The sequence below is a fragment of the Streptomyces sp. PSU-S4-23 genome, assembly GCF_055632315.1.
Genome location: NZ_JBVMUU010000002.1, coordinates 1,410,224 through 1,428,736 on the forward strand (window position 1 = coordinate 1,410,224; position 18,513 = coordinate 1,428,736).

10 protein-coding genes, 1 tRNA gene and 2 pseudogenes are annotated in these 18,513 nt (G+C 67.5%); 8 read left to right on the plus strand and 5 right to left on the minus strand.

Going from position 1 to position 18,513, the window contains the following annotated elements; all coding sequences use genetic code 11:
• Positions 1-91: 91 nt before the first annotated feature.
• Positions 92-1,417, minus strand: a complete 1,326-nt coding sequence (locus ACZ79I_RS07260) for a M20/M25/M40 family metallo-hydrolase (RefSeq protein WP_471495237.1) — start codon at positions 1,415-1,417, stop codon at positions 92-94.
• Between the two features lie 187 nt (positions 1,418-1,604).
• Between ACZ79I_RS07260 and ACZ79I_RS07265 the strand changes: the two genes are divergently transcribed.
• The 7 genes and pseudogenes from ACZ79I_RS07265 to ACZ79I_RS07295 all read left to right on the plus strand — a co-directional run.
• A tRNA-Leu gene (locus ACZ79I_RS07265) sits at positions 1,605-1,689 on the plus strand.
• A gap of 273 nt (positions 1,690-1,962) precedes the next feature.
• Positions 1,963-2,349: a type II toxin-antitoxin system HicB family antitoxin gene (locus tag ACZ79I_RS07270; protein ID WP_471495239.1), complete on the plus strand. Its 387-nt coding sequence runs from the start codon at positions 1,963-1,965 to the stop codon at positions 2,347-2,349.
• A gap of 77 nt (positions 2,350-2,426) precedes the next feature.
• Complete coding sequence (locus ACZ79I_RS07275) at positions 2,427-2,789, plus strand: type II toxin-antitoxin system RelE/ParE family toxin (protein WP_471504803.1); 363 nt, start codon at positions 2,427-2,429, stop codon at positions 2,787-2,789.
• Positions 2,786-3,124 carry a helix-turn-helix domain-containing protein gene (locus tag ACZ79I_RS07280; RefSeq protein ID WP_471495241.1) on the plus strand — a complete coding sequence of 113 codons (339 nt, stop codon included), beginning with the start codon at positions 2,786-2,788 and terminating at the stop codon, positions 3,122-3,124. Before ACZ79I_RS07275 ends, ACZ79I_RS07280 begins: the two co-directional genes overlap by 4 nt.
• Positions 3,125-3,138: 14 nt before the next feature.
• On the plus strand, positions 3,139-3,375 hold the full coding sequence (locus ACZ79I_RS07285) for a helix-turn-helix domain-containing protein (protein WP_471495243.1): 237 nt from the start codon (positions 3,139-3,141) through the stop codon (positions 3,373-3,375).
• Positions 3,376-3,784: 409 nt separating this feature from the next.
• Positions 3,785-4,192 (plus strand): annotated as a pseudogene (locus ACZ79I_RS07290) (helix-turn-helix domain-containing protein); the annotation flags it as partial.
• Positions 4,193-4,243: 51 nt separating this feature from the next.
• Positions 4,244-4,585 (plus strand): annotated as a pseudogene (locus ACZ79I_RS07295) (IS110 family transposase); the annotation flags it as partial.
• Positions 4,586-4,697: 112 nt separating this feature from the next.
• On the opposite strand, the gene ACZ79I_RS07300 reads toward ACZ79I_RS07295, so the two are convergent.
• Together ACZ79I_RS07300 and ACZ79I_RS07305 are read right to left on the minus strand one after the other, a co-directional pair.
• Positions 4,698-5,231, minus strand: a complete 534-nt coding sequence (locus ACZ79I_RS07300) for an SMI1/KNR4 family protein (RefSeq protein WP_471495245.1) — start codon at positions 5,229-5,231, stop codon at positions 4,698-4,700.
• Between the two features lie 13 nt (positions 5,232-5,244).
• Positions 5,245-5,607, minus strand: coding sequence for a NucA/NucB deoxyribonuclease domain-containing protein (locus ACZ79I_RS07305; RefSeq protein ID WP_471495247.1), 363 nt, complete (start codon positions 5,605-5,607; stop codon positions 5,245-5,247).
• 290 nt (positions 5,608-5,897) lie between these two features.
• On the opposite strand from ACZ79I_RS07305, the gene ACZ79I_RS07310 reads away from it, so the two are divergent.
• A protein-coding gene (locus tag ACZ79I_RS07310) for an IS630 family transposase (RefSeq protein WP_471495249.1) occupies positions 5,898-6,973 on the plus strand; the annotation gives its coding sequence in 2 pieces (ribosomal slippage) (positions 5,898-6,357 and positions 6,357-6,973; 1,077 coding nt in all).
• A 106-nt stretch (positions 6,974-7,079) separates the two neighbouring features.
• On the opposite strand, the gene ACZ79I_RS07315 is transcribed toward ACZ79I_RS07310, so the two are convergent.
• Positions 7,080-7,745, minus strand: a complete 666-nt coding sequence (locus tag ACZ79I_RS07315; protein ID WP_471495251.1) for a hypothetical protein — start codon at positions 7,743-7,745, stop codon at positions 7,080-7,082.
• Positions 7,742-18,466 (minus strand): LamG-like jellyroll fold domain-containing protein, encoded by a 10,725-nt coding sequence (locus ACZ79I_RS07320; protein WP_471495253.1) that lies wholly within the window; start codon positions 18,464-18,466, stop codon positions 7,742-7,744. The genes ACZ79I_RS07315 and ACZ79I_RS07320 overlap by 4 nt, the downstream gene beginning before the upstream one ends.
• Between the last annotated feature and the right edge of the window lie 47 nt (positions 18,467-18,513).

Sequence of the window (18,513 nt, forward strand, 5' to 3'; positions counted from 1 at the left end):
CGTCGCATTCACTCGTCCTGGTCGGGCTCCGTACGCACGGGCGAATAGCGCCCGGAACGCCTCAGGACGCCTCAGGGCGCCTCAGGGCGCCTCAGGACGCGTCGATGAACCGGTCGAGCACGCGCACCCCGAACTTCAGCGCGTCCACCGGAACCCGCTCGTCGACCCCGTGGAACATGCCCGCGAAGTCCAGCTCCGGCGGCAGCTTCAGCGGCGCGAAGCCGAAGCAGCGGATGCCCAGGTCGGCGAAGGACTTGGCGTCGGTACCGGCCGAGAGCATGTACGGCACGGCGCGGGCGATGGGGTCCTCGGCCGACAGCGCGGTCTGCATGGCCTCGACCAGCGCACCGTCGAAGGTGGTCTCCAGGGCCTTGTCCGTGTGCACGTCCTCGCGCTTGACGCGGGGACCGAGGACCCGGTCGAGGTCGGCGAGGAACTCCTCCTCGTAGCCCGGCAGATAGCGCCCGTCGACGTGCGCGGTGGCCTGGCCCGGGATCACATTGACCTTGTAACCGGCGCCCAGCTGGGTCGGGTTGGCGGTGTTCTGCAGCGAGGCCCCGATCAGCTTGGCGATGCCGCCGAGCTTGGCGAGCGTCTCGTCCATGTTCTCCGGGTCGAGTTCGGTGCCGAGCGCGTCGCCGAGTTCGTCGAGGAAGTGCCGCAGCGTCTTGGTCACGCGCACCGGGAACCGGTGGCGGCCCAGGCGTGCGACGGCCTCGGACAGCTCGGTGATGGCGTTGTCCCGGTGGATCATCGAGCCGTGCCCGGCGGTGCCGTCCACGGTCAGCTTCATCCAGTGCATGCCCTTCTGGGCGGTCTCCACGAGATACAGCCGCAGCCGCTCGTTGACCGTGAACGAGAACCCGCCGACCTCGCCGATCGCCTCGGTGACGCCCTCGAAGAGCCCGGGGTGGCGGTCGACCAGGTGCCGGGCGCCCCAGGTGCCGCCCGCCTCCTCGTCCGCGACGAAGGCGAGGACGATGTCGCGGGGCGGCCGGCGTCCGCTGCGCAGCCGGTCCCGGACGACCGCAAGGGTCATCGCGTCCATGTCCTTCATGTCGACCGCGCCCCGCCCCCACACGCACCCGTCGGCGATCTCGCCGGAGAACGGATGGTGCGTCCAGTCCTGCGCGTTGGCCGGCACCACGTCGGTGTGGCCGTGGATCAGCAGCGCGGGCCGCGAGGGGTCCTCGCCCTCGATACGCGCCACGGTGGAGGCCCGGCCCTGGTGCGACTCGATGATCTGCGGTTCGAGGCCCACCTCCGCCAGCTTCGCGGCGACGTACTCGGCGGCCTTGCGCTCGCCGGGGCCGGAGTGGTCGCCGTAGTTGCTGGTGTCGATCTGGATCAGCTCGCGGCAGAGGTCCACGACCTCGTCCTCGCCGGTGACGCTCCTGGCCGTGTCCGTCTCGGTCACGCTGCTTCCTCCCGCTGTCACTGCCGGTGGTTCCCCTCTCATCCTCCCCCGATCCCGGCCGTGGCCCAAGCGGGCCGCCGTCCCCGTCACGGGCCGTTCACGCGGGAACAGGGCGTGATCGAACGGCCCCGAAAGCCTGGTAATGTTTCCTTCGTCGCCGCGGGGACACCCCGACGACAGACACCTGGTCCGGGTGGCGGAATGGCAGACGCGCTAGCTTGAGGTGCTAGTGCCCTTTATCGGGCGTGGGGGTTCAAGTCCCCCCTCGGACACTCACCGGCAGCCTTGCGCTTGCCGAGGTCGCGTCTCTCGTTGCCGAACCAGGCGAACCGCGTGCAGCGGCGGCGTGCCCAGGCGATCACCTCATCTCGCCAGCTGAGAACGTATCAGCCCTGCTCCACTCGTAGGCTGCTGGGTCGTCTCGATGACTTCGCAGGGCCAGGTCTGCCGGACCTGTTCCAGGCGCCCGCAGTGCTCCGCGATCCAGTCTCCCCTGGGGTCGGCTCTAAGGACAGCCGGCCTGGGACCGTGCCAGACTCGGGCTCATGAGCGAATACGCGTTGAGTCTGGAAGCCGCGATCACGCACGAGGGCGAGTCGTACGCGGCGCGCTGCCTGCAGGTCGAGGTCGCCAGCCAGGGCGAGAGCATCGAGGAGGTGCTGGTCAACCCGCGGGAAGCAATCGAACTGTACTTCGAGGATGCCCCGGCGCCTGAGGTCACCGACGTCCTGGTGGCGCCCCTCACGGTGCGCGTGCCGGGCATTCCGGCCGGGTTTCACCCGCGCTCGTTCGTGGAGAAGCTGCTGGCCGTAAAGGGGACCCAGTCGATCCGCTCGATAGATGATCTCGCCGCCGACACGTTCGAGTCGGATGAGGAACTGGAGGACTTCCTGGCCTTCACCTACGCCGAGCGGCGGCGCCACACGATCTGAGACCGAAATCGCGGCCACGCCCTCGTATCTCACGGGCGCCATATAGCATGGATGCTATGGAAGGTGAACGGTAGTCGATCGAGATCGAGCCGGAGGTACGACTGTGGCTGGAGAACATTCCTGCCCAGCACTACAAGCAGGCCGAACGGGTCGCCGACCTGCTGGCCGAGCAGCCCACCATGCTCGACGAACCGCACTCCCGCCACCTGGGCGGCAAGCTCCGCGAGCTGCGCTTCCGCCTGGGTGATGCCCATCAGCGGATCACCTACTGGCTGGCGCCCGGCCAACGTGTCGTGCTGCTCACCGTGTTCCGCAAGACAAAGATGCGTGAGCAGGCCGAAGGGGACCGAGCTCACGCCGCACAGCGATTGTGCGAGGCAGAGCATGAAGCCGCCGCCGAACACGACCTCTACAGCCGCAACCTCAAGGAGAACCGATGAACCACAGCGAATGGAGGACCCGCCGCCACCGCCAGCTGCTGGGCGAACACCTCGACGCTGACCCCGAGTACGACCGGGTCTACGAAGAGGCAGGCCTTGCCATGACGCTCGGCAAGGCCGTCCACGACCGGCGCAAGCAGCTGGGCCTGAGCGAGGCCGACCTCGCCGAGCGCATGCACCTCGGCGTCGATGACATCGAAAGCATCGAGACGGCCACCGAGCTGCCACCCATCGCGGTCATCATGCGCCTGGCCCGCGCCCTGGGCCTCACCGTGGACATGCACCTCGCCGACGGAGACGAGCCCACCGTCACCATCGTCGCCTCAGCAGCCTGAGTCGGGGAGGAGCCATGCAGCAGCCGCCTTCCGCACTCGCCCGCGAGCTCGGGCAACTCGTCCACGACCGTCGCATCCAGCTCGGCCTGTCCCAGGCCGAGCTGGCCGAGCGGTGCGGTATGAAGCAGCCGCAGATCTCCCGGTTCGAAGGCGGCGGGACCGTGCCCACGCTTCCCCTCCTTCGGCGCCTGGCTCATGCACTGGGCGCCGACTTGACCATCAGCCTCACGCCACACGACAAAGCCGCTTGACGGGATTTCGGAATTCCTGGAAATCCCCAGGCGGTGTAGACCGCTGATGTGCCGTAATGACGGCTACATGCCCGTACGTAGGGCGTAAATGCACGAATGGCCTCCCGCCGCCCACAGGCTCAAGGCGAAGAGAGAGGAGAGGCCACCGGACAGAGCACTCTCCAGCGCCGCAGCGCGGTTGAACAACGACGCGCCGCCGCAGACGTGGCCGAGCATCTTCGCGGCCGAGCGGCGGGTACTCGATCATCAGCTCAAGCTGCACCGATGGGCAAGGAGCGATCCGAACCGCCGGTTCGCTGACGTATTCAACTTGATCTGCGACCGGGCCACGCTGTTGGTGGCCTGGGAGCGGGTCTAAAACTGACGATCACCGTTGACACCTGGGTCTCCGATCACTACGGAGATCCACATGCCGAAGTCCATCCCCACCACCCCGCCGCTCGACCGTGAGGCCAAGCGGCGCCTGGCCGTCATGCGCCACGTCGAAGAGGTCACCGGGAACGTCGCAATGTCCTGCCGCTACTTCGGGATCAGCCGGCAGGCGTACTACACCTGGTACCGCCGCTACCAGGCCGAGGGCATCGAGGGCCTGCGCACCCGCTCCAAGGCACCGAAGACGTCCCCGAACGCGACCCACGTCGAGGTGGTCGGGAAGATCATCTACCTGCGGCAGAACTACCACTTCGGGCCCGAGAAGATCGCCATGTACCTCAAGCGGTACCACGACGTCACCATCAGCAAGTCCGGCGTCTGGCGCATCCTCGACCGCCTGGACATGGGCCGCCTGCCGGCCTCCCAGCGCTACAAGCGCCACGACCCCGCCGGCCACCTCGCCTCCTGGATCGGAGTCTGCCCGGGAATGAACGAGTCCGCCGGTGTCAACAAGTCCGGCCGCACCCGGCAGGGCAACAGCAACCTCAAACGCGTACTGGGGGTTGCCGCGATGGCGGCGATCCGGAACAAGGACCGCTACCTCAGCGCCTACTACCGGCGCATCGCCGCTCGACGCGGTCGGAGGCGGGCCCAGGTCACCGTGATGCACAAGATCGCTATCGCCATCTGGCACATCCTCCGCAACAAGACCACCTACCAGGACCTCGGAGCTGACTACTTCACCCGCCGCGACCCCGAACGCGCCATGCGACGCATGGCCAAGGAAGCCAACCGCCTCGGACTCACCGTCCGGTTCGACCCCATCCCAACGGCCTGACCCACACGCACTCTATTTTTCGTGTCAGAGTCAAGCTGATACCAACACACAGGGCCGTCGCATCAGTGGCGTCGGCCCTGTGCTTCCCGCGATCTACGACAGAGGTGGATCTCTATCCAACAGTGCGCGCGTAGATCTCGTCATATTGATCCGGAGACATGGCCAACTGCCCCTGGTCGTCCACGAAAAAAGCCCCGCCTTCGAAGCAGCGGTTGAAGAACATCACCATCTGCTCGATCGTCGAGAACTCGACCTCAGTCGGTTCCCCGATCAAAACTCCGACAACCACTGCATCTTCTCCAGGGGCCCAGACGGCAGCATAGAGATCGCCACCTGCACTACCGAGGAGCGGCACCCAGTGGTCCCCCAACGCCGGATCACCACTGTAGGAGGCCATCATACGAGCGCCTTCCTCGATGGAAAGTGGGTTGTAGCCCGGAATCGCGTTGACATCGTCCTGAAGTTGACCTTCCACGCTGGCAATGCCGTTGCACCAGCGGAACCATCGCGCAACAGAATCCGGAACAGGCTCGCCAAGGACCGATGAGACATGATCCATGTCCACCCCCGGCAACATCCATGCGACGACGGGCCTGTCCAAGCTGTCAAGATGGGCAGTCAATCGCTCAAGTTCGGCATCCAGCATCTTCGCCAAATCCTTATTTGGTCCGCACATAGTACGGGTCTCCGTCGTTGACTCCGTTATCACGGAGGAACGGCCACAGAGATTCTCGTCCATGCGTAGTGTTCTGAATACGATTGATCAGTCTCAGGGTCGCACCAGAACCACCTTGGGTTGTTGACGCGAACGGATATTCCTCCCAAGACAACGCACCACCATTGGCATCGGTGCCCAAGCTGCTGGGGCGCGGCTGTCCCGCTTGCGCGGCATTACGGTTCGCCCTGATCTTAGCCCTGCCCGCCATACGGTTCACGATCGGACTCTCACCATTTCCGATCGCATTGTCGAAATTGTCAGCCACATCCGGGAACCTTGCTGTGTCAATCTCGTGGACCGGCATAGCGGTGGCCTCGCCGGCGGAATCAACGGCGAAAATTCGCGGAGCCCCGCACCCGCACGGCTTCCCGGCTGAGTTGTAACCACTGCCACAGTTGTGGACGAGGACCGGCGTGTCCCCGGCCTCCACATAGTACGTGTGCTACGCGGCACCCCTCTACCTGCTTTTTCGCAGGTCAAGCGCGGTTTGCTGGTCCGGTGAAGTACGCAGATGTCCGTGGTTGTGCGGGGTTGTTGCCGCTGAGGTTGAAAGGGTGGGGTGACAGCGGGCGTTGGCGGTGCTACATCCTCGTCATGAGGTACGCGGATGGCGGCGGTCTGACCGCCGCGGGGCGGGCGAAGCGTGAAGCAGTGCGGTTCGAGGCCGCGGAGATGTTCGAGCAGGGGGTACGGCCGCCGGAGGTGGCCCGCAGGTTACGGGTGTCGCGGAAGTCGGCGTACGCCTGGCACGCCGCCTGGCGCCAGGGCGGCAGCGCGGCCCTGGCCTCCAAGGGGGCCGGGGGCTTTCCGTGCCGACTGGGCGATGTCCAGGCGGAGCGGTTGCAGGCCGAGTTGGAGGCGGGGCCGGCGGCGCACGGCTGGACGGAGGACCAGCGGTGGACCCTGGCGAGGGTCGGGGAGCTGATCCACAGGCTCTTCGGGTGCCAGTACACCCCGCGCGGGGTGTCCTACCTGCTGCACCGGCTGGGCTGGTCGCCGCAGGTCCCCGCGCACCGGGCCGTCGAGCGGGACGAACAGGCCGTCGCCGCGTGGCGGACGGAGCAGTGGTCACGGGTAAGAGGACGGCCCAGTTCCTGGGCGCGTGGATAGTCTTCGAGGACGAGGCCGGGCAGGATCTGAAACCCGGCAAGGGTCGCACCTGGTCGCGACGCGGACGGACGCCGCTGGTCAGAGTGACGGGCAAGGGTTCCGGCCGGGTCCTGATGGCCGGGATGATCTGCGTCAGGCCGGGCCGCGAGACCCGTCTGATCTACCGGACCCAGACGTACCGGGGCCGGACCGGCGAGAAGAAGGGCTTCCGGGCACGCGAGTTCGCGGACCTGCTGACCTCCGCCCGTCGGCAACTCGGCGGTGCCCCGCTGATCGTGGTGTGGGACAACGCCAGCACCCACCACGCCAAGCCCTTGCGGGAGTTCTGCGAACGCCACAGCGACTGGCTGACCATCGTCAGGCTCCCGCCCTACGCACCCGACCTCAACCCAGTCGAAGGCGTATGGGCCCACCTGAAGAAGTCCCTGGCCAACCTCGCACCCCGCACGATCGACGACCTCACCCCACTCGTGAAGAACCGCCTACGCGGCATCCAACGCCGACCCGAGATCCTTGACGGCTTCATAGCCGGGACCGGACTCGGGATGGAGCCTCCGTAAGCCCCGTCACCCCACCCTTTCAACCTCAGCGTCAACTACTGCCGTCAAACCCCAGAGGCCCCGTCGGAAAGTCATTCCGACGGGGCCTCCTTTCCATCACCAAGGGCTATTCCTGCCGCACTTTTGCAAGTTTATGAAAGGCGATCTGGCCGTCGACAACCTCATGGAGCGAATCAACATTCCCAGCCTTTGCCGATAGCCCCTCAAGCCATTCATCTCCCGAGGTCCAATTAATCGGAAGTCGCGACTTAGGCCACTTCCTCAGAAGCTCCTGTGCGAGCTGGATGCTCTCCTTGGCAATATCAACTGAGCCACTTGCCGCAGGGATGAGGACGCTATCCTCAACTTCATTCACCGCAGGCGGGCCACCTTGGGCTTGCCGAGAGACCGCAAAGGCACGCAACTCTCGGACGACGTCCTCAACCGTCGGCGGCAAATCCAAACTCAACCGCGCCTGCTCGGTCAGTCGCCTAGCAGCGTCAGAGTAGTCTTCCACGTGGCGAGAGAAAGTAACGGCCTCCTGCACCCCTGAGCTCGTGACGAGACGCTGGCCAAGAGTCAGGGAGATGACTGGAAACTCTCGGGTGAGAGCATGGATGTGCACGGTCGGGAAGTACGCATCGCCCGAGGTAGATCGGTCGAGCGTGACCCCTTGAAGCACAGGGCCAATACGCCTAAGCAGTCTCAAAGGCCGCCAGACATCGAAACCCGGGTACAGAGCCGCCCAGTCCTTAGTAACCCGTTTGACGGTCGCTGCATCCACCTTGCTCACGGGTTCACCTCCACTGTCAGATTCACGCCCGGGACGTTTAGGACATTCTTGTCCGCTTGCCACTTTCCGATCCCTTGACCGGGGTTCTTGACGAACTTGTAGTCATACACGATACCTGCGGCCGGATCGAACACATCTGGTCGGGCACTCCCCGCCGTGCCTCTCGGAACGGGCACCCCTCCCAAGTAGCTTTGTTCGGTAATCAGACCACGATTTCCATAGATGCCCTGGTAGCGAGTGAGGAGAGTGTCGGCATAAGCATGCTTAGCAGTACCCGAGACTGCCCCACTGCCGCCCAGTCGGGCTTGAGCGCGAGTGGCAATCGCTTGCACGAGGTCCGCATTAGAGGGGTTCGTCGATCCGTTGCAGGAGCAGGCAGCTCCATTCGGAGCAGTTCCACCATTGCAGTTATGGACCAAGATCGGCGTGCCGCCCGCCAGCACATAGTACGTGTGGAGGCCGTTGATGGTGAGGTCGTACGTGGTCTGGGTGGCGGTGTAGGCGCTGGTGCCCAGGATTTCGGTGGTGGTGCCGGCTGCGTTCTGGAGCCTGTGGTGGGGCTTGAGGTTGTAGGCCTGGGTCCAGGTGTTGGTGGTGGCGTCGTAGAACTGGTGGTGCTTGGTGGTGTGGATGGTCTTGGCGCCGGACTTGGTGGCGAGGGTGACGTCGACGAAGTCGTGGTCGGTGTGGGTGGTGATCACCCGGTCGACACGGTGCTTTTCCTTCTTCTTCTCACCGGGTGCGGCGGTGAGGACGTAGTCACCGGCCTTGACCTGGCTGATCTGCTTGGTGGCGCCGGTGGCCATCAGGACGCCGGTGGCCGCGGTGAAGCTGTGGCAGGCGCCCTTGGACGCCTTGAGGCCGCCGAGTCCGCCGAAGAGGCCGCCCATGAGGGCGCCGTCCTTGGCGCCGGCGGAGATGGCGGCGTTGGCCGTCTTGGCGCTGCAGGATCCTCCGGTGAGGCAGCCGCCGACGAAGTCGGTGGCGCCTGAGGCGGCGCCGCCGACCTCACCGGCGATGGCGCCGGTTGCGGCGCCGCTGACGACGCGGGCGCCCAGACCACTGGCGAGTCCTCCGACCGCTCTGCCGATGAAGGGGGAGACGGCTTCGCCTGCCACGCCGCCTGCGGCGGCGCCGATGGCGCCGGAGACCGCGCCGATGCCTGCGCTGAGCAGGAGGCCCTTGGCGGAGATGTGCCCCTTGTTGGCCTGTGCGTAGCCGACCGCGTTGCCGACGGCGCCGGCTGCTGCGGCGCAGGCGACCATGCCGGCGCCGAAGGTTTCGACTCCGACGGCTGCGCTGCAGCCGAGGAAGACGGCTCCCGCGGCGATGGTGGCGGCGTGCTTCTTGACGAAGTTCTTCGCGGCCCGGCCGGCCTTGCGCAGTTGTCTGCCGACGGCCTTGCCGACGTGTTTGGCGATCTGTTTGGCGCGTTTCAGTGCCTTGGCGGGGTGATGTGCGTAGTAGACGGCGCGGTGGTAGTAGTGCCGGGCGCGCTGGTAGTAGTGCCTGGCGTAGTGGTAGATGGCGGGATGGTGGTCGCGGACGTATTTGACGGCCTTCTTGGCGTAGTGCTTGGCCGCGCCGATGATGCCGTGCTTCTTGATCTCGTGGGCGATGTGCTGGAGGTGCTTGATGCCTGAGGTGACCGTGCGGCCCAGGCTGGAGTGGTGCCAGGCCGAGGAGGCCTTCTTGTGGATCGCGTGTCCCACGGATTTCACCGCGCCCCACAGCGACCAGTGGCCGGTCGGGTCGGTGTTGGTCAGCGGGTTGTCGTCGCCGTAGGCGAAGCGGTCGGCGGCGGCGGAGTCCGGGACGGGGTTGCGGCCGACGGTGTCGCGGGAGGTGAACTGGCCGGTGTTGGGGTTGTACCAGCGGGCGGCCATGTCGACCTGGGAGGTGTCGGGGTCGGTCCATTCCGACTGGTAGCCCAGGGATCCGACCATGCCCTGGGTGGTGAGGACCTTGCCGAAGGGGTTGTAGGTGGTGGAGCCGGTCAGGGCGGTGCCGGTGTCGGTGAACTGGCCGACCACGTCGTCGTGCACGTCGGTCATGGCCAGCACCTTGGTGCCGAAGGAGTTCAGGCCGACCAGTGCGCCACCGGGGTCGCGGCTGTAGGTGGTGCCGCCGTCGGAGGCCAGGTCGTTGCCGGTGCCGGTGTAGGCGAAGGTCTGGTTGGAGATGCCGTCGCCGGCGGTGACCACCCGGTCCAGGCCGTCGTAGGTGTAGCTCTTCGTCCCGGAGGTGATCACCCGGTTGAAGGCGTCCGCGGTGGTGGTGGTGATCCGGCTCTGTTCGTCGGTGGTCGAGCTCAGAGTGCCGCGGGCTGTGTAGCTGTAGGTGTTGTGCCCGTCCGAGGTCAGTTCGTTGCGGGCGTCGTAGGTGTAGGTGTCCCCGCCGACCAGGGTGCGGTTGCCGGCGTTGTCGTAGCCGTAGGTGACGGTGGTGGTGCCGTTGTTCCAGGAGGCCAGCCGGTCGGCCCAGTCGTAGGTGTAGGTGTTGGCGGCGGCCCCCGCGAATCCGGTGGTGGTCTTGGAGGTCTCGTTGTCGTTCAGGTCGTAGCCGTAGGAGACCGAGGCCTCGGTTCCGCCCGACGGGTTCGTGAGCGTGTCGGAGCTGAGCCGGTGTGCCCAGTCGTACTGCAGGGTGCGGCTGGCCTTGCCGGTGCCGTAGGAGATGGTCGTCGGCAGCGACATCTGGTCGTAGCCGACGGTGGCGGTGGACCCGGTGGCGGCGTCGTTGAGGGTGTGCAGGCGGCCTGCGGTGTCGTAGCCGTAGGCGGAGGTGCCCGCGGCGTCGGTGCGCGAGGCCATCTGCCCGTCGCCGTTGTAGGCGAAGGACGAGGTTCCCGACGGTCCGGCGGTGGTCAGCAGGTCGCCGCGGTCGTTGTAGGTGAACGTGTTGTCGCTGCCCGGGGCGGCGGCGGAGGTCATGCGCCCGTCGGCGTCGTAGCCGAAGGTGTGGTCGGCGGTGGTCGCCTCGGCACCGCTGCCCGCCTGCCGGGTCAGGTCACCGGTGGCCGGGTCGTAGGTGTTGGTGACGGCCACGCCGCCCGGAGACAGCTGCTGCGTCACCCGCGCGTTCGCGTCGTAGACGGTGGTGAAGGTCCGGTCCGCGACCGCCGGGTAGGTCGGCGTGGACGGTTCGATCTGCGACTGGGGCAGGTTCCACGGGTTGTACGTGGTCAGCCAGTCATGCCCGGCGACGGGGTTGCCTGAGGCGTCGTAGCCGTTGCCGTCGGTGAACCGGGTGCGGTTCCCGGCCGCGTCGTACCCGAAGGAGGTGGTGATCGACTTGCCGGCCGCGACCGGCTGCACCTCCTTGGTCACCATGCCCGTCGGGTCCACGGTGAAGGTGGTGGTGTGGCCGTTGCCGTCCGTGGAGGCGGTCAGGTTGCCCGCCGGGTCGTACTGCGCGGAGGTGGTGCGGCGCATCATTCCGGTGGCGTCGTACTCCGCGGTGCCCACCGCGTTGCCGAAGGCGTCGTAGGCGGTCGTCGCGTAGGTGCCGTCCGGGTTGGTGACCTTGGTCTGCCGGCCGTCGAGGTCGTAGGAGTACTGGGTGGCGTTGTTCGCCCCGTCCACGACCTCGGTCTGCTCACCGGCCGCGTTGTAGGTGAACGAGGTCGTCACACCCGTCGGCGACACCGACGAGGACAGCATGGCGCCGGGCGCGTCGTAGTGGTTCGTCGTGGTGTAGGCGGCCTGCGAGGGCTTGCGCTCGACTTGCGTCGACGTCAGCTTGTGACCCAGATAGTCGTACGTGGCCTGGGTCACCGCGCCGGTGGGGTCGGTCACCGACAGCAGGTCGCCGTTGGTGTCGTAGGTCGAGTGCGTCGTCCGGCCGCCCGGCAGTGTCTCGTCCACCTGGTCGCCGAGTTGGTCGTAGGTGTAGGAGGAGACGTTGCCCAGCGCGTCGGTCTCGGAGGTGATCTGACCGGCCGTGTTGTACTGCGTCGAGGTCACGGGGGTGATCGCCGTGGACGAACCCGGCGGCGTGTAGGGCGGCAGGGTCTGCGAAACCTGCTGGCCCAGCGGGTCGTACCCGGTCGTGGTGACGTTGCCGTTCGGGTCCTTGGTCTCCGCGACCTGGCCGTAGGTGTTGTAACCCGTGTACGACACCGGGTGCGACGCCACCGTGCTGGAGGTGCCCGTGGCCGCATCGACCGTCTCCGCGTTCACCGTCGGCTGCGTCTGGACCGCCAGGTTGCCCGCCTCGTCGTAGGCGTAGGACGTGACGTTGCCGTTCGCGTCCGCCGCCCAGGTCGGGAGTCCGCGCTGGTCCAGATGCGCCCGGGTGCTGTGCACGGTGGAGTTCGCCGCGGGGAGCGTCCCGCCGTACACGCTGGAGACCTGGGCCGAGGACAGCGCCCCGGAGTAGACCTGCACATCGGAGATCGCGGCGTTGGCGTACTCGCCCCAGGTGCCCGAGGACAGCTTGCGGGCGATGTCGAGGGTGCCGGTGGCGTTCCACGGGGAGGTGAAGGCCTTGGTGGCGGCCAGGGCACCGTTGACGTAGAGCTCGAACTGGCTCGCGGCGGCGTCATAGACACCGGCCAGGTGGGTCCACTGACCCACCACGGGGGTGCCGCCGTAGGCGGCGGTCCAGGTGGCGCCGGAGGTGTCGCCGGTATGGCCGCCGAAGGCCCACTTGTTGCCTCCGGAGGAGTAGTAGAGCTGGAAGGCGCTGGTGGCGGTGCCGTTCTGGGAGACGAAGGTGGAGTTGCCCGTCGAGGAGTTGAGCTTGACCCACGCGGAGACGGTGTAGCCGCCGGCCGTGTCCAGGACGGGATCACCGGTCTCGGCGTAGGAGGTTGACGTGCCGTCGAACACGGCACTGCCGCCGTGGTCGGCCGACCACGTCACCCCGCTCCCGGCGGTCGCGGTGGCGTGGGAGCCGGACGAGTCCGCGGCGCTGCTGCCGGAGGTCTCGTTCAGCTTCCAGCGGCCGACCGGGGCGGTGGTGCCGTCGTGGACCGTGGCCGAGGTGGTGTTGCCGAGCGCGTCGTAGCTGTAGGAGGTGGTCTCCGGGGTGCCGGAGGCGCCGGAGTGCGTGGAGGTGACCACGTGGTCGTCCGGGTCGTACGACACCGTGTCGGTGCGGTTCAGGCCGGCGGGGTCCACCGTCGTCGTGGTGGTGCGGGACGCCGCGTCCACCGCGTAGGTGGTCGTGGTCGCGCCGTCGTTGGTGACCTGCTGTGTCAGATTCCCGGCGGCGTCGTAGGTGTTGGCCTGCTGCACGAACGACTTCGGGTTGCCCGGGTCCGTCACCGCGTCCGTGCGCGTGACCGACGCCAGCAGACCGTTGTCGGTGTACGTGTAGGACGTGGTGAAGCCCATGGAGTCGGTCGTCGACGCCAGGCGTCCGGCCGGGTCGTACGCGCGCGAGTCCAGGGTCAGGGTGCGTGCGGCGGAGGGGTTGTCGGGGTCGCCGGTGTAGCCGGGCTGGGTGGTGGTGACCTGACGGTTGTCGGCGTCGAAGGTGTAGTCCGTCTCGTTCCCGGACGGATCCACCTCCGTGACCGCGTTGCCGTACACGTCATAGGTGTAGGTCGTGGTCTGCAGCGTCTTGTCCGACCCGTCGGCGTTGAACGCGGCGACCTGCGACTCGGTGGACACGCGGTTGCCCGAGTCGTACGTCCACTCGGTACGGCGCGGCCCGTCCCCGCCGGTCAGGTCCGAGGTCGTCTGCGAGACGATGTTGCCGTCGACGTCGTACACCGTGGAGGTCCGCGCGGTGTGCACCGCACCCGTGACCCGGTCGGTGACGGGCGGCTCGGTCTCGGTGACGACCTGGTCGTCCTTGTCGTAGGCGTAGGAGGACGTGAGGCCCGACGGGTAGCTGTCGGATATCTCGGTCGTGGTCAGCTTGCGGCCGATGTCGTCGTAGGTGAACCTCACCGACGCACCGCTGGGGCCGGTCTGCTGGGCCAGGTCTCCGTTGTGGTTGTAGGTGTATGTGGTGGTCGCGCCGCCCGGCGTGGTCGTGGACGCCTCCAGGTACGCGGGCGCGTACCCGCTGTCCGCCGCGGGCGTGGTCGACGTGGTGTACGTCGTCGTCGTGGTACGGCCGTTGGGGAAGCCCGCCACCGGTGGGGTGGTCACCGCCGTCCGGTTGCCGTACGCGTCGTAGGAGTAGCTCGTCAGGTACGTGTTGTCCGTCGGGCCCGAGGAACGCCCGTCCCGCTCGGTCAGCAGCAGGTCGTTGCGCGGGTCCGGCGCCGGGTCCGCGGTCGTGTCGTCCGGATAGTAGGTGTAGTAGTCCGTCTCGCACAGGTTCTGCGCCTGGTCCTGGCACGTCGACTTCGACACCACGTTGCCGCGCACGTCGTGTCCGGTGGTGGTCGTGTTCCCGTCCGGGTCGGTGACGGTGTACAGGAAGCCGGAGGTGTCGTAGCCGTACGTGGTGCGGTTGCCCAGGGCGTCGGTCTGGTACAGGACCCGGTCGCCGTTGCCGACGTCGTACCCGTAGGTGATGTACTTCGTCGACCCGTCGTCGGTGGGCACCTGCACCTTCACCGTCCGGACCGGGGCCACACCGGTGGAGGACTTGTAGGCCGTCCACTCCTGCGACACCTGTGCGGCGGTCAGCGCGCTGCGGAAGACGGCGACTTCACCCATCGAGCCGTCCAGGCGCGAGCTGGTGGGGTAGCTGCCGTTCCACAGGTGACGGCCGATCTGCAGCGCACCGCCCGCCGACCACGGGGTGGTGAAGGCGACCGAGCTGGTGAGGGCGCCGTTGACGTAGAGGGATATCGTCCCCGCGGCGGCGTCGTAGACGCCGACCAGGTGCGTCCAGGTGTTCACCGCCGGTGTGACACCGCCGTCGGTGGACTTGGCCTTGGTCTGGGTCGGACTGGCCACGTCCGCCGAGGCCCTGTCGAACACCCAGCTGTTCAGGCTGGAGGAGTAGTAGAGGGCGAAGCCTTCGGTGGTCGACCCGTCCTGGGAGACGAGCTCGGAGTTGTGGCCGGCATCGGTCAGCTTCGCCCAGGCCGAGACCGAGAAGCTCTTGGAGGTGTCCACCTCGGGGCCGGATGTGGCCGCGTAGGACCCGGAGGCGTTCGTGAACGTCGCCGCTGTCTCGTCACCGGAGCCGAAGGGACCGGTGGCACCGAGGGTGACGTTGTTGTAGGTGGCGTAGCCGGTGTGGACCTCGTTCGCCGCCGCGGGTCCGGAGGTGTCGCCGAGCCGCCAGTACCCCGAGGGGCCCGCGCCCAGCACTGCCGAGCGGTACACCTGCGAGGAGCCGGTCACCGTGGGCGGCTGGAGCTTCCAGACGCCGCCGTTGTTGTCCGTCTCCTGGGAGATGGTGTCGTCGACGGGGTTGTACTGCACCGCGTTCTGGGTCTTGCCCGACGGCAGGGTGATGGTCCCCAGCAGCTTCGCGCCGGTCGTGGCGGCCGTGTACTGGTCGGCGACGGTGGTGGCGTCCAGCGGCTTGTTGAAGATCGCGGCCTCGGCCATCAGGCCGTTGTAGTGACCGAGGGTGTCGGCGGGCATGTCCGGCCAGCCGTTGGTGTCCACACCCGCGCCGAACGTCACGTACGGCTGGTTCCAGGACCACAGGTCACCGGACATGGTGCCGACCGAAGCGCCGTCGAGATACATCGACTGGGTGTTCCCGGCGGAGGTGAGCACCACCTGGTGCCAGGCGTTGTCGTTCACCGTGCCGGAGGACTGGATCGGGGTGTAGCAGCCGGCGGCCATCGCGAAGCAGCCGTGCAGCTTGCCGTTGGTGCCGATGTAGATGGCCGGGGTGTTGTACTTGGTGTCGGCGACCGGGTTGGGGTCGGTCAGCGGCTTGTCACCGTAGTAGAACAGCACTCCGCCGGCCTGTGACGTCTTGAACCACAGCGAGACCGACGCGTACGTGCGCGTCGCACCCGGCGAGGACGGTATCGACAGGAACGAACTGGTGCCGTTGAACGACGCGGCGTCGCCGCCTGCCAGCGGTCCGGCCGAGCCCAGGGTGACGTTGTGGTAGGTGCCGTTGAGGTTGCCCTCGTTGGTGTCCACGGCGTCGGCGGCCGTCGTGCCGGAGGTCTCGCCCATGCGCCAGTACGCGAACGGGTCGGCGTCCAGCACCGTGGTGCGGTAGTGGTTGCCGTTGGCGTAGCCGTAGGTGACGCAGTGGGTGGCGTCCGTCGGCGGACAGACCTTCGTCAGGCTGTCACCGCTGTAGCTGTAGCTCCAGGTCTCGATCGTGTTCGAGTCCCCGGCCGTGGACGGATCGGTCGCGACCGTCGTCACGTGAGGGGCGGTCGCACCCGAGGGGGTGGACCAGGTGAAGTTCAGCGTCCGGCCCGAGACCTGCGAGGTGATCGTGGCGAGCCGGCCCGAGGTGTAGGCGAAGGTCTCCGCGCGGCCCGCGTAGTCCGTGATCGAGGAGATCGCGTACGCGCCCGACCGGCCCGTGATCGGCTGCTGGAAGACGTAGGCGGTGTCGTCCTTGTCCACCAGCTTGTACCCGGCCGGGGAGGTGGTCGCGGTCAGCTCCGCCCAGCGTCCCGGCGCCGGGGTGAAGGAGCCGTCGGCGTTCTTGCCGAAGCCGACCTGAGAGCCGTCGGGGTAGGTGATGTTCACGCTCACCACCGCGCCCGTGGAGTCCTTGACCTGCGCGGCCTCCATGTCCGCGACCGTCGACCAGCCCGCGCCGAACGCGCCGTCCGCACGCGGGTCCAGGGAGTTGTAGTCACGCGCGACCGACAGCGACGGGCCGACCGTCTGCACATCCGCGTCCGTGTCGGAGGTGGTGTAGTTGCCGACACTCGGATCGAAGTCGTGCCCGTCGGTGTTCTGCGTCAGCCCGGAGGTCACCGCCGGCTGCGGTACCACGGCCGTGATCGCGCTCTGCGTCCACGGCGAGTAGAGCAGCCCGTCGTAGGTGCGCACCTGCCACAGATAGGTGCTGCCCCAGGCCGTCTTCCCCGAGGGAACCTTCCAGTCACCCCCGTTGATCAGCCCCGAGTCGGAGATCACCGCACCCGTGGAGGCGTTCAGGAGCTGGAACTGGTACTGCAGCGCCGTCCCCGGGAAACCGTCCGGGTCGAACCCGTACGCCACCAGCTCCGGGGTCAGCGTCTGGGCGTTGTAGTTGTCCGGCGGGTACTCGGCGTCGATCCGCGGCGCCACGTTCGCCGCCAGGGTCAGGTCCAGGTAGGGCCGGTAGCCGGACGGGGCGTTGACCGAGTCGAACTGCTTCCAGTGCAGCGCGTCGGTCGTGGTCGAGTACATCGCCAGACCGTGGTTGCTCTTCGTGCCCGCCGCCACGCCGTCGAACCAGGAGTCGTCCAGCGGCACCGACATCCACGTGCCCGTGGTCCGGGACCCGCCGGTGTTCGTGCACGCCGCACCCGGGTTGGCGGTCAGCTGTCCCAGCACCGTGTTGTCCCACGCCGGGCCCGGGTAGGAGGTCACGGCCGAACCCGACCACGAGGCGCTGATCGGGGAGACGTAGAACGGCTCCGCGGTGCACGTCGAGGCCCAGATGTCGAAGACATGCAGGCTGGCCGCCGTCACGTTCTGACCGGTGATCATGCCGGTCAGGCCCGTCAGGTGCAGGAACGAGTTCGCGCTGTGCGTGCCGGAGTCGTAGGAGCCGACCTTCAGCACGTCCTCCGTCGAGTGGTCACCGGAGTTGCCCGTCTCGGCGTAGGTGCTGTCACTCGCGGTCAGTGTCGGGTCCACCGTGACCGGCCACACCCGGCCCGGGTCGCTCAGCCACGACCGGTCCGCGGTCATCGTCAGGACCCAGCCGCCGTGAGACCGGGACAGCGCGTAGTCCACCGCCCGCGAAGTCGCCGGCTCCCCCGACTTGGGATGCACGCTGGAGTCCTGCATGAACGCGTGCGGGATCCGCTCCACCACCGTGCCGGACGTTTCGGTGAACTCCACCGATCCGTCGTCGGCGAGCCGCGGGGTCAGGCCCTTGGTGTCCAGCGTGAACGACCACGAGGCCGGCGCGTCCGCCGAGGACAGGACGAGCTTCTCCTTCACGCCGTCCGCCAGCGGCACCAACTGCAGGTCCGTGTCCGCCAGCACCCCGCCGTAGGTCAGGGTGCCGTCCGCGTCCGTGGTCCCCGGCACATCCGCCGCACCGTTCAGCGCGTAGGAAACCTGGTGCTTGGAATCCGGCTCCACGGAGGCCAGTTGAGCGTCCTGCGCGGTGCCTGCGAGGTCCACGGCCACATTGTTGGCCTTCTCGCGCCAGCGGCCGGAGGACTTCACCAGCGTGGTGTCGATCGGCTTCCAGGAGCCGTCGGACGCCCGGAAGTTGTGACGGGCGAAGTACACGCGCTTGGTCGCCGTACCGTCCGCGTTGTGGAACAGGTCCGTCGTCGCGGACGATGCGGCCGCGTCGCGCTTGCTCGTCGCCGCGGCGAACCCGTCATGCCCCTCGACCACCGCCGGGCCCGTGGTGGACGTGTGCGAGTCACGCACGTGCCGTGTGTACTCGCGCAGTTCCCCCTTGCCCTTGCCCGGCTTGTGTCCGCGCCCGCCCTTCGCCCGGGTGCCCGCCGCCGACGTGGTGTGTTTGAGCCCGCTCGCCGAACCGCCGTGCTGCTGCGGCAGCTTCAGCGGCGAGGAGTTCAGCCAGTCCCACAGGCCCGTCAGCGTGAGCTTCGGCATGCTCACCGCCGACAGCGTCATCCCCTGCGCCACAGCCTCCTCGGCGGTCGGCACGAACGACAGGAGGAAGCAGATGACCAAGACCACCACACGTGCCGCTCGGCGGCGGAACAGCCGACGCGACGACCGGGCCGATC

Excerpts from the sequence above, each read along its gene's own strand:
- ACZ79I_RS07270 (WP_471495239.1), top strand. The coding sequence starts at position 1,963 with ATGAGCGAATACGCGTTGAGTCTGGAAGCCGCGATCACGCACGAGGGC.
- ACZ79I_RS07280 (WP_471495241.1), top strand. The coding sequence starts at position 2,786 with ATGAACCACAGCGAATGGAGGACCCGCCGCCACCGCCAGCTGCTGGGC.
- ACZ79I_RS07285 (WP_471495243.1), top strand. The coding sequence starts at position 3,139 with ATGCAGCAGCCGCCTTCCGCACTCGCCCGCGAGCTCGGGCAACTCGTC.
- ACZ79I_RS07300 (WP_471495245.1), bottom strand. The coding sequence starts at position 5,231 with ATGCTGGATGCCGAACTTGAGCGATTGACTGCCCATCTTGACAGCTTG.
- ACZ79I_RS07305 (WP_471495247.1), bottom strand. The coding sequence starts at position 5,607 with ATGCCGGTCCACGAGATTGACACAGCAAGGTTCCCGGATGTGGCTGAC.